This is a genomic window from Pseudomonas putida W15Oct28, from assembly GCF_000708715.2.
Lineage (GTDB): Bacteria > Pseudomonadota > Gammaproteobacteria > Pseudomonadales > Pseudomonadaceae > Aquipseudomonas > Aquipseudomonas putida_R.
On the sequence record NZ_JENB01000002.1, the window covers coordinates 211,873 to 223,921 of the forward strand.

8 protein-coding genes are annotated in these 12,049 nt (G+C 58.9%); 5 read left to right on the top strand and 3 right to left on the bottom strand.

Going from position 1 to position 12,049, the window contains the following annotated elements; translation table 11 throughout:
* Positions 1-61: 61 nt before the first annotated feature.
* Positions 62-1,363, top strand: a complete 1,302-nt coding sequence (locus AK81_RS02230; RefSeq protein WP_043196451.1) for an MFS transporter — start codon at positions 62-64, stop codon at positions 1,361-1,363.
* On the opposite strand, the gene AK81_RS02235 is transcribed toward AK81_RS02230, so the two are convergent.
* The 3 genes from AK81_RS02235 to AK81_RS02245 all read right to left on the bottom strand — a co-directional run bounded on the left by AK81_RS02235 (position 1,364) and on the right by AK81_RS02245 (position 5,643).
* Positions 1,364-2,719 (bottom strand): aminotransferase class I/II-fold pyridoxal phosphate-dependent enzyme, encoded by a 1,356-nt coding sequence (locus AK81_RS02235; protein ID WP_043196452.1) that lies wholly within the window; start codon positions 2,717-2,719, stop codon positions 1,364-1,366.
* The gene (locus AK81_RS02240; protein ID WP_043196453.1) at positions 2,719-4,104 is read right to left on the bottom strand and encodes a hypothetical protein; all 1,386 of its coding nucleotides are present in this window, start codon (positions 4,102-4,104) and stop codon (positions 2,719-2,721) included. Before AK81_RS02240 ends, AK81_RS02235 begins: the two co-directional genes overlap by 1 nt.
* 516 nt (positions 4,105-4,620) lie before the next feature.
* A complete protein-coding gene (locus AK81_RS02245) occupies positions 4,621-5,643 on the bottom strand; it encodes a zinc-dependent alcohol dehydrogenase family protein (protein ID WP_043196455.1) in 1,023 nt (340 codons plus the stop codon).
* Between the two features lie 206 nt (positions 5,644-5,849).
* Between AK81_RS02245 and AK81_RS02250 the strand changes: the two genes are divergently transcribed.
* The 4 genes from AK81_RS02250 (at position 5,850) to AK81_RS02265 (ending at position 11,976) form a co-directional block, all read left to right on the top strand.
* Positions 5,850-6,764, top strand: coding sequence for a LysR family transcriptional regulator (locus AK81_RS02250; protein ID WP_043196457.1), 915 nt, complete (start codon positions 5,850-5,852; stop codon positions 6,762-6,764).
* A 294-nt stretch (positions 6,765-7,058) separates the two neighbouring features.
* Positions 7,059-8,750: a HamA C-terminal domain-containing protein gene (locus AK81_RS02255; RefSeq protein ID WP_241496048.1), complete on the top strand. Its 1,692-nt coding sequence runs from the start codon at positions 7,059-7,061 to the stop codon at positions 8,748-8,750.
* A 1-nt stretch (position 8,751) separates the two neighbouring features.
* Positions 8,752-10,896: a DEAD/DEAH box helicase gene (locus tag AK81_RS02260; protein WP_043196458.1), complete on the top strand. Its 2,145-nt coding sequence runs from the start codon at positions 8,752-8,754 to the stop codon at positions 10,894-10,896.
* Between the two features lie 123 nt (positions 10,897-11,019).
* Positions 11,020-11,976 carry an endonuclease domain-containing protein gene (locus AK81_RS02265; protein WP_043196459.1) on the top strand — a complete coding sequence of 319 codons (957 nt, stop codon included), beginning with the start codon at positions 11,020-11,022 and terminating at the stop codon, positions 11,974-11,976.
* The last annotated feature ends 73 nt before the right edge of the window (positions 11,977-12,049 follow it).

Below are 12,049 nucleotides of genomic sequence, written 5' to 3' on the forward strand. Positions count from 1 at the left end.
ACAAGCCTGGGTGTGCCCCGCAGGGGGCACACCACCAGCACTTTTCACGGGGAAAAAAACAATGACAACCCTCACCAGCGCAGCGGCTTCGGCCCCTGCCGCCACCACCGAGCAGCGCCTGAACGGCCTGCTGCTACGCAAATTGATGCCACTGCTTATCGTCGTCTACGTGATGAGCTTTCTTGACCGCACCAACATCGCCCTGGCGAAAGCCAGCATGGGCATCGACCTGGGCCTGTCGGCAGCGGCCTATGGCCTGGGTGCCGGCCTGTTCTTCCTGACCTACGCGCTGGCCGAAGTGCCCAGCAACCTGATCATGCACCGGGTGGGCGCACGCTTCTGGATCACCCGCATCATGATCACCTGGGGCCTGCTCTCGGCGGGCATGGCCTTCGTCCAGGGAGAAACGTCGTTCTACATCATGCGCCTGCTGCTGGGGGTGGCCGAAGCGGGCCTGTTCCCCGGGGTGATGCTGTACCTGACCTACTGGTTCGACCGCGAACAGCGCGCCCGCGCCACGGGCTACTTCCTGCTGGGCGTGTGCCTGGCCAACATCCTCAGCGGCCCGCTGGGCGGTGCCCTGCTGGAAATGGACGGCGTACTGGGCTGGCATGGCTGGCAATGGCTGTTCGTGCTCGAAGGCTTGCCCGCCGTAGCCCTGGCCTATGTGGTGTGGAAGAAGCTGCCCGATGGCCCGGCTTCGGCGCCCTGGCTGTCGGCCGCCGACGCCCAGGACATCGAACGCCGCCTGGCTGCCGAACGGGCTGCCGCGCCACAGCAGAGCAAGTTGGGGCAGATGTTCCGCGACCGGCAGATCTGGCTGGCGATCGCGGTGTACTTCGTGCACCAGATCACCATCTACACAGTGATTTTCTTCCTGCCGGGCATCATCGGCACTTACGCTGCGCTATCACCCTTCCAGATAGGCCTGCTGACTGCCGTGCCGTGGATTGCCGCCGCCATCGGTGCTGCCACCTTCCCGCGCCTCGCCACCTCGCCACGCCGTTGCCGCACCCTGCTGTTCTGCGGCCTGCTGACCATGGCGACCGGGTTGCTGCTGGCGTCGCTGACCAACTCGTTCATCGGCCTGATCGGGTTTTCACTGACTGCCCTGATGCTGTTCGTGGTGCAGTCGATCCTGTTTGTCTTCCCGTCCAGCCGACTCAGTGGCAACGCCTTGGCGGCGGGCCTGGCGTTCGTCACCACCTGCGGCCTGTTGGGTGGTTTCGTCGGGCCGTCGGTGATGGGCCTGATCGAGCAGGCCACCGGCAGCACCCGTACCGGCTTGTGGATCATTGCCGCATTGCTGGTGCTGGCAGCGTTGCTCAGCACCCGCTTGCGCCAGGGGCAAGAACAGGCGTAGTCAGCGTGAAACGCCGGCAGCTGGCCGGCAGCGCGGTTCCAGTGCCTGCGCCAGGCGCTCCACCGCCTGTTGCAGGTCACCCGGCTGGTCACCCAGCCACACCAGTGCCAGATACTGCTGGTAACGGCCCTGCAGGCTGAACTGCCGGCCCGGCAGTGCATGCAAGGCTGAACCTGCCAACGCCGCAACGATGCAATCCCACTCCAGTGGTTGGCGAAAACGCACCCAAAGCATTCGCCCGCCCTGGGGCATCTGCAGCGCCACCTGCTGACCGAACTGCAATTTCAGCGCGTGCACCAGGTAGTGTGTGCGCCTTTGCAGGTCGGTACGCAGCTGCACCAGTTGCATCTCGATCTGCCTTTTACCCATCATCAGGGCAAGCGCTTGCAAGCGCAGCGGCGCAAGCCGAAATGCCCGTTCGGCAAACGCCTTGGCCAGTGCGGCTTCATGGCCCAGCACATAGGCGTACGGTGCCTCGGCCCCCACTGCTGCCTCGAACGCCCCCAGCACCAATAGCGAGCGGGGGTCGACCCAGTCGCGCAGGCGCGTGTGTGGCGGCCCGCTGTAACAGTGTTCACTGTCCAGGTCGTTTTCCAGCAACCATACAGGATGCTGGCCAAGTAGCTGGCCAAGCTGCTGCTGGTAGTGCGGCGACACCAGCCGCCCTTGTGGCATGCCAAGGCAAGACGGCATCACCAGCATGCACACCGGCTCGCCGCCCAGTAACCGGGCCAAGGCGCGCAGGTCCGGGTTGCCGCGGCTGTCCGCAGACACTTCCAGCACCCGCATGCCAGCGCTCGCCAACGCGCGCAGCACCTGCCAGCAACAGGGCGACTGCACCAGCACCGTTCCCCCCTGCAAGGCAAGCCCCGCGAGCACCGTCTCCAGCAACGCCTGTACATCAGGGGCCAGTTGAACGTCCTCGGCACACCAGTACTGGCTGGAGGAACGGGTATAACACTCAGCCACGGCATTGCGCAGACGGGTGTCACCGAGCGTTTCCACGGGTGCAACGCCGCTGGCGCGCTGACGGGCCAAGCGCCGTTCATGGCCTAGTAGCACACGCTCCAGAAATGGCTGCGCCGGCAAGGGTGACTGCCGGGGCATGGCCGCTGCCTCTGCCTTGGCTGCAACCTGAGCGTAGTAGCCGGACCTTGGCAAACACTGGACGCGACCTTCTTCCTCCAGCAGGTTGTAGGCGCTCTGCACAGTGGCCAATGACACCCGCAGCCGCCGGGACAGTGCACGCAGCGACGGCAACTTGCAGGGACCGCCGCCTGAGGCCTGCCCGATCAGCGCTTCCAGGTAGCGATACACCTTGCGATAGGCGAACTCGCCGGGAACCGCTTGCCCCATCAAGGCAGCCCCGCCAAGCCAGGGCGGCGCCCCGGCGAAGGCCGTGGCAGCAACCTGAGGTGCACGTCGCGGCGGGCCAGGTTGCTCTGCAAGCGCCAGGCGGTCAGCGGCATGCGCCCTTCATAGATCGCCCGCAACTGCACCAGCGGCAGGCCACTGGTATTCACCAGCCAGTCCCTCACCGCATCGGGGCAAGGTTTGCCTTGCAAGGCCCGGTGCAAGTACGGCAGCGCAACCAGCATGTCGGCATGACGGCACTGCAGAAAACGCTCCAGCTTCTTCCCCTGCCTGGCGAACGGGCTGAACAGCAGGCACACCAGCTGGGTCTGGTTGATACCGTAGGCTTTACCCAGCGGCAGCGTGTGTACATCGCGAGGCTTGCTTTCGCCCGTCTGGCCTGCCATCCGCAGCGCCGGGCGAGCGGCCTGCAGCTCAAGGCTGCGTGCACGCAGCTCGTGCAACTGCGCCGGGGCGTACAGGTCGACGAACGCCGCCAATGGCCAGGCATCCTCGGCCGTTTCGAGTCCACTACCCAGCATGGCGTCAAGTTGCTGCCCTTCAAGCAGATGCGGCAGCAGGTCATCCATGGTAATCACCCGCAACGGTGCATCCTCCGTGACAGCGCCCGGTATGGGCTGCGCCTGGCTGCCCGGCGAGACTTCGACAACGCCCTGCAACCGGCTCAGCCCGTGGGCCAACGTCGCCAGGCACTGATGCAACACATGTGGGCCGCGCTCCCCTGCCAGGCGCAGGCTACGCCGGGCCCAGCCCAGGTAGCGGCGCCGCTGGCGCACGGGAATGGCGGTGATCAAGACGTCGGCCGGTGTCGGTGCCTGCAGTGCACAACCCACGGCATCCGCCAGCTCCAGGTGCAGACGGCTACCCAGCAGGGCTTCGGGCCTGGCATCGACCATGTGACCGAACATCAGCATGGCGTTCCTCGCCAGCAGCCAGCGTTCGGGCTCTGCCGAAGGCCGACGGCTGAAGGGCACCACTTCGCGCCCTTCGATCATCTGCAACTGAACCCGCGGGTCATCCTGCATGAACAGGGCACTGAAACTGCGCTCGTGGCCTTCCAGCGTGTCGCTGGCGGCCACCGGCAGGCTGACCACCAGTACCCGCAACTGAAAGGTTACCGGCGCACGCAGGGCGATGCTCAGTTGCGCCGCACGCAGCATGGCCAGCAGCCGGGCACTGCGACAATCGCCGCCTTGCAGCACCAGCACGCGGAACGTACCGATGCACTCGAGCCCACCAGCCGCAACCAGCAACCGCTGTATCAGCAACTGCAAGGACGCTCGCTGCGCTTGTGACATTTGGCTCAGCAAGCGCTCGAGCACTTGCTGGTAGATATAGTGCATTGCCTGATCGTGAATAGCCGTCACGAAATCACCTCATCAACTTCATGCAGCCAACGCGTGCTGACTCTTGTATTCAAGATTCGATACGCCTTGTGCTTACCGGGAAGAAATTTCCTACAATCAAATTGAAGTAATGACGTAACGCGTCACTGTCGCCAGACCATCGAAAAAAATTCACCACTGCGGCGGCCTGCCGCTACCACACGCAGCCCGTCCTCAGGCATAGCCATGCTCATTCCACGCTCCTTGCGCAAACTATCACAGGGCCATTATCGGGAGATGCAGAGCGAATAGAAGATACAGATCGGGGTAAAAAAACCATTCAGCAAGCTTGCAAATGAACACTGAACGTCAAGCCGAAATAGTTCAAGGCTGAATAGTTGGCGGAATATTTCTATACAACTGCAGTTCATTGCCCTATATGTAGTCCACGCCTGATTTCAATGTAGGAATATTCCTATACTTAGAATTGAAATCATTCTGCTCCACACACAAAAAACCCGGGTCTCTGCCCGGGTTTGTCGGCTTTGCAAACAGCTGTCAGTGTTGCGCCATGTCCAGCACCACTCGCCCACCGCAAGGGCATTGGTCCATGTAACGATGTGCCTCCACCACCTGCTCGAACGGGTACACCTTGATGATCTGCGGTGTCAGCAACTGGTCAGCGGTGAACTGGTTGATGTCGCGCAAGGCACGCTGCAGCGCCACCTGGTCCTGGCTGATGCCAAGTTCCGGCTTGCCGGTGAAGTTACCGATGCAATGCACGTAGAACTGGATGTTCTTCTGGAAGGCTGCACAGGCCGGGAACGGCGTCTGGTTACCGCCCTGCAGGCCATACAGCACAAGGCTGCCCCGCGGCGCCAGCACATCGCCCAGCAGCGACATCTGCGGCCCGCCCATGCCGTCGAGGACCATGTCCACGCCGCGGCCATCGGTGTACTTGCCAACCTGCAGCAGCAGGTCCTGCTCCTCGGTGACAATCACCTTGTCGGCACCCAGGCCCAGCAGGTACTCACGCTGCTCCGCTTCCTTGGTGGCTGCGAACACCTTCAGCCCCAAGGCCTTGCCCAACTGCACGAAGGCGGGGCCGGCACAATGGCTGGCATCGGTCACCAGCGCGGTCTGCCCGGCCTTGGCACGGGCCAGGTCAACATAGGCAAAATAGGCGATCAACAAGGGCGTGTAGTGCACGCTGGCCTCGATCGGGGTAAGCACATCCGGGTAGCGGGTAATGGCCGTACGCGGCAGCACGATAACATCACCGTACACCGGGTGATCGTTGGCACTGGTGGCCGGGAAGCTGGCGACCCGGTCGCCCACCGCAATGTCCTCTACCCCTTCACCGACCGCAGTCACCACCCCGGCCATTTCGTGGCCGATGCCCGCCGGCAGGCGTGCCTGGGACGGCGCCAGGTTCTGGCGCCAAAGCACGTCATACCAGCTGACGCCAACCGCCTCGACGCGAATCTGTACCTCGTCGGCAGCGGGTGACGGTTCGGCCTGCTCCTCGCAACGGAGCACATCGGCAGCGCCGAACTTGTGGAAACGGATCATGCGGGACATCGCATACCTCGCCTTTGTGAACCTCTAATTACCACTGACTTTATCCGGGCTTTGACGGTTAGACCATCAGTGGTCATTAATAGTCGACATGCTTGTCATCGATTGGGCACCTGACTTTCCCTGCAATTGGTCCCCCTAAACCCGTGCAGGGTAACAGCCTTTGGCCGTAAGATTCACCCCTGCCCCACTTTAGGCGAAGCGCACCGATGAATCGAAACGACCTGCGTCGTGTAGACCTCAACCTGCTGATCGTGTTCGAAACGCTGATGCATGAGCGCAGTGTGACCCGCGCCGCGGAAAAACTGTTCCTCGGCCAGCCGGCCATCAGCGCGGCCCTGTCACGCCTGCGCAACCTGTTCGACGACCCGCTGTTCGTGCGCACCGGCCGCAGCATGGAGCCGTCGGCACGGGCCCACGAGATCTTCGCCCTGCTGTCCCCGGCGCTGGACTCGATTTCCACTGCGGTCAGCCGCGCCGCCGAGTTCGACCCCGCCACCAGCAATGCGGTGTTCCGCATCGGCCTGTCGGACGACGCCGAGTTCGCCCTGCTGCCCCAACTGCTCAAGCGTATCCGCGCCGAAGCGCCGGGCATCGTGCTGGTGGTGCGGCGGGTCAACTACCTGCTGATGCCAACCCTGCTGGCCTCGGGGGAAATCTCGGTGGGGGTCAGCTACACCAGCGACCTGCCGGCCAACGCCAAACGCAAGGTGCTGCGCCGCAGCATGCCGAAGCTGCTGCGTGCCGACAGCGTGCCCGGCGGTATCACCCTGGACGACTTCTGCGCGCGGCCCCATGCGCTGGTGTCGTTTGCCGGTGACCTGTCCGGCTTCATCGACGAAGCCCTGGAAGAACTTGGCCGCAAGCGCCACGTGGTGCTGGCGGTGCCGCAGTTCAACGGGCTGGGGAGCTTGCTGGCGGGCACGGATATCGTGGCCACTGTGCCGGATTACACCGCCGATGTGCTGACTGCAGCGGGCGGGTTGCGGGCCGAGGATTTGCCCATACCTGTGCGCAGTTTCGAACTGCACATGGCCTGGCGCGGGGCGCAGGACAACGACCCGGCGGAGCGGTGGTTGCGGTCGCGGATACAGATGTTTTTTGGCGACCCTGAGAGTCTCTAGGCGTCGTCGGGCAGGCTGTTCAGCTGATCATTTCTGCCTTTTCACAGACCATCGAGATCCATCCACTTCCAGAGGATGAGGCTCCCGGGGGCATATCTGAGGGCATGCTATGGATGGTTTGAAAAGGATGCCCCCAGCCTAACGCCCAACAGTTCCCTTCTCGAAAAGTCACCCTTTGCTGTTCCCAACCACCGTCGAGCGCTATTCGATCACCTCAGTTAATGGCTGACCCTCCGTACGAGAACAAGTGGGGATAGTCGAGTGATCGCCAATGATGGTAGCGTGGAGCCATCAATGGATGTGTCCGTAAGCTTGCGCTTGCTCTTCACAAGCCCGGCCGCCAACCTTCTTCATCGATACAAGGACGTCATGGTGAGTATTCCAAGCCCATCAAATAAAGGTGGGCCAGCAGCTCGACAAGGTTTCAAATACCAGGATCACGTCGCCGTTGCGTTTATTTTGAAGATGCTGCGTGACAGTACCTATCTCCAAGTGGAATGCGAAACTGCTGATGACATCGTCGCGGTTTCTGAGAATGCTGGGGAAACTGTCAATGAGTACATTCAAGTCAAGACCACCGAAAGTGATAAGAAGTGGAACCTGACCGAGTGCACCGCCCTGGAGAAGCAGAAAGCTGACTCCTCCCTGTTTCAGAAATCATTAAAATGCGATGTGCGACCGGGCATAGCCTGCTTCAGGATCGTGTCCAAACGCGATATCGCAAAGGCGCTGGAGTATTTCGCCAAGGAACTGGACAGACGGGTTACCCCCGACCTAGCCACCCAGCGAGGGCGGACGCTGGCCAAGCAGCTCAAGACCGTGTCTGTCAGAGGGCGGGACTTTTCCTATTGGGCAGACAACTTCGTCTGGCAAGTTTGCGGTGATGCTTCGTCGCTGGAGGCAACGAATCTACGTGTCCTTGCTGAGGTTATCGATCTGTATGGGGAGACCCCTTCTCATCGCCAGCAGAAAGAGATCTACGATGCCTTCCTGGCTTGGGCCGACGACGCTGCAACTGCTGATGTCAAAACCTTGCCCGAGAAGAAAATAATCCGCCGTGAGGCAGCCCTCGCGCGACTGAAAGCACTACTTGGTGCAGCTGCTAAGCACTCTGCCGCCTTTGCCAAACCATACAAGACCAAGCCCGATCCGTTCCTGGTGGAGTTCCATACGACCACAGAGGATGGTTTGCTGCGTACCCTGTCTGGGTTTGACGTCGAGTACGATTTCGAGGAATGGCGAGCCCAACAACTAGCGGAGCACTTGCTGCAGTGGCTGCCTGAATTCTGTCTACGTGCGAGCGAAATCGCCAATTTCCAGATACACCACACGCCAACGGCATTGGCGCGATCCATCAACACGTTGACCCAAGCCGCCGTACCTCGGGATCGATTGATTGCAGAGTTGATATTGCATGCCATCCTGCGAAGTCGGGAACACAGCGAGCCAATCGCATGTAAGGTTTTCTATGCGGTCAACGGCAAGCTTTCCGAGTTCGGCAATGCGCACATCGTCCAGAAACCGGGTGAAGCAGACCAGCTATGGCTTGGTTTGTCGCGGATGATTTCCACCGGAACGATGGATCAGACACTGAAAGAAATTTGCGATGTGCTCGATGCCACCATCTCCAGAGCAGCGCTAACTGAGGAGCGAGAGATCATCATCACGCTCCGCGAGCCTCATCACCACCTACCCACGGCCGAAGCCTTCAACAAGGCCTTGCACCGCAATGCTCCTGCGCAGGAAATGCTAAGTGTGTTGTGCTTCCCGATCCTGCTCGCCTACGACAGCGACGCGTTGTCCGAGGGGTACCTGTCTGATTATCTGGCCAACCTCAAGACAGAGGTTACCCAGCACTACAATGCGCTGGCCAATACATTACCGTCAAAGATCAAACAAGTCCGGGTAGTGGTCTTCTTGGTGCCGATCGAGAGCATCCACCAGCTCGTTCAGAAATTTAATGCGCTCTGCAAGGCTGCTAGCTGATATGAAATACGATCTCATCAAACAACAGCTAGAGAACCTTTACGATCTCAAAAGTGACAAATCCGGCCTGCTCATGGGGATGAGCTCTATCGTGAACAAGGGTCATCCCGAATGGGAGGGCCGTGACCTGGTCATTCGGGCGCTTGACAAGTTCGAGCTGTTCGATGAAGTCGAACAGTCGTTGCTGCTCAGCCTAGTTCGTACCGTTGGACTGTTCCCCTACATCACCCCACATGTGGAGAGCGTTTCGTTCCCCGACCGGTTGGCCTATGAGGTTCATCGAGTGGAAGGGATTGAGAAAGGCATGGTTTTTCATCGCCTGCAGGCACATGTTTTCCATTTGTTGATGCAAGGCAGAAACGTCGTACTAAGTGCCTCGACCAGCGTCGGTAAGAGCCTGGTGATTGATGCTGTCCTCGCACAGGGCAAGTTCCGAAAGGTTGTAGTGATCGTGCCTACGATCGCGCTCATTGATGAAACTCGCCGGCGGCTGGTCAGGCGCTTTCGTCAGCAGTGCAACATCATCACGCACCCTAGCCAAGCGGCAACAGACGCCCCTATTAATGTGTACTTGCTGACCCAGGAGAGGGTGCTCCAGCGTGATGACCTGGGTGATGTTGATTTCTTCGTCATTGACGAATTCTACAAGCTCGACCTTGCCAGCGATTCTGACGAAAAGAATCGATCTATTGATCTCAGCCTTGCTTTTCACAAGCTTGCGAAGCTGAATGCTCAGTTCTATCTACTCGGCCCACACATTCAGAACATCCAAGGCCTGGATGGGTATGAGTACAATTTCATTCCCTCGAACTTCTCGACCGTGGCAGTCGACGTGACACACTACAACCTGCGAACGCGCGGCGACACGCGAAAGGATAAGCTTCTTGAGCTGTGCTCGCAGATCACCTCCCCTACCCTGATCTACTGCCAGTCACCGGCAAGCGCAAATCGGGTCGCGCAATATTTAATCGATGAGGGGGACTTCTCTGCGCTTGATGGCACCCGTGAAATTTCAGAATGGATCGCGGATAACTATCATCCTGCTTGGAACGTAGCGAAGGCGATTTCGCTAGGCATCGGCATTCACCACGGCGGTGTACCAAGGGCCATCCAGCAATATTTTGTGAAGTTGTTCAACGAGCGAACCATTCGCTACATCATTTGTACGTCCACCATGATCGAGGGGGTGAACACGTCGGCAGAGAACGTCATCATCTATGACCGAAGAATCAACAACAGTCCCTTTGATTTTTTCACATTCAAGAATATTTCCGGGCGCGCCGGGCGAATGAATCAATACTTCATCGGTAAGGTTCATATGCTGGAGGAGCCACCAGAGGAGAAGAGCCTCATAGTCGAGTACCCAATCGGCTTGCAAGACGGGGCGTCCCCTATGGGACTGCTCATGAAACTCGAACCCGAATACCTCACCGACCAATCGCGGCAGCGTCTTGAGGCTGCCTATGCGACTCCTCAGCTGTCCGTCGCGACGCTGATCGAAAACAGGCACATTCCAGTCGAACGTCAGGTCGAATTGGCCGACCGCATTCTGCGAGAGCTCGCGCTGGGTCGCGTATGGCTCACGTGGAAAGGTAACCCAGAGCAAAAGCAACTTGAGTATCTCTGTACTCTGATCTATGAGCACCTTCCTCATCGGCTGCCGGAGTATGGTATCCATTCAGGGCTGCAACTCGCTTGGCATATCAATGCCCTCAGAGCCCAGAAAGACTTCAAGGCCTATCTCCAGCAGGCGATTGATGAGGATGGCTCCGACCGGACTCCCAGCGAGTCGATAGGGCAACGGCTCAAGCTCATACGCAACGTCATTTCATACCGCCTTCCCCGAGACATCATGGCGCTGAGCAAGATCCAAGCGGACGTTTTGACCCGCAGGGGCATCGAGCCAGGGGACTTTGGCTTTTTCGCCGAACAGCTTGAAAACCTGTTCCATGATCCGCTGCTCACCGCGTTGGATGAGTACGGTGTGCCGACGCAGATCTCCTCGAAATTCAAAGGGGCGATCTTACCTTCAGAAAACCTTACCCAACTACTCGACAAGTTACGCGCATGGGCACCTAGAATCGAATCAGCACCGTTGACACACTTCGAAAAAAGCATCGTACGGTGGGCTGTAGACGAAATCTAACAGGGAGTATTGCGGCCATTCACCAGCACCCTAACGCCCTCTACAGTCGTAGAAAGCACTCATGCTCGGTGGTATGTGTAAGCAGTCAACGGCAACCGGGCAGTATGTCAGCGGAGACGACGAATGAAGTACCCAGGCCACCCCACTGATGAGACTCCGCCTTCGTGGTACCACGACCGGGGGCAGTCCTACATCGAGCAGGAGTTCCACAACGCGATTGAGGATCTCGCGAGTGCCATCGAGAGCGAACACTGGTTCGGAGACACCGTAAAACATCATCGATACAGGGTCGACTTCATTCTCAAAGATGCACGGCTGATTGTCGAGCTGGATGGGCACGCATATCACTCGACAAAGGAACAGCTCGAAAAGGATGCGATCCGGCAGCGGTATCTTACCCGCGCTGGTTACTCAGTGATCCGCTTCACTGGACGTGAGATCAACCGTGATGTGCGGCAATGCGTTGCGGATGTTAGGCAAATCTACCTTGAGCGCATGCAGCGGGCTCCAGCGAAATATCGTGTCATGTACGTCGATTACACATTCGTAATGAAGCAGATGCACTTGGCACTGAGTTTTTATCGGGACATTCATCCTGACAAAACTCTGGAACCCCAATCGATCGAGAGCATCATTCCACATGCGATTTCTTGGCTTCACGAAAGGTCGTTCATCACCGTGTTCGTCTTTTGCCCAACGGAAGACCGAAACGAAATCGATCACCTGAATAGCTTGGTGATGGAATACGAAACTGGAGAGGTCAGGTTCAATACCCTGACAAGCGACTGGTACACCCTTGATCTAGGTGAGCACATGGAAGCCTATGCTCACCTGTTCGATGAGTTCATGCTGGTCGCGGATGACCCGGTCTACGCGGCCCCGTTTCGAGCTGTCCTACCTCAACAACTCAGTGATCGACAGATGGGTTTGTCCACCAATAAGTACTTGGCCAATGGCAAGCTCCTGCGCTTGGGAAACCAGGAAACTCATTTCGTCGGAACCGACCTGGTGCAAGTTCAATGGCAAAACGTCTGGTATGCCATAGGGTCATCATTTGGGCTCCATCCCTATGAGCTATAGCTACGGTGTCGCCATTAAAACTCAGTGACTGCACTCCGACCCAATGCGCTAAAGTTTAGTACCTGCTTACTTC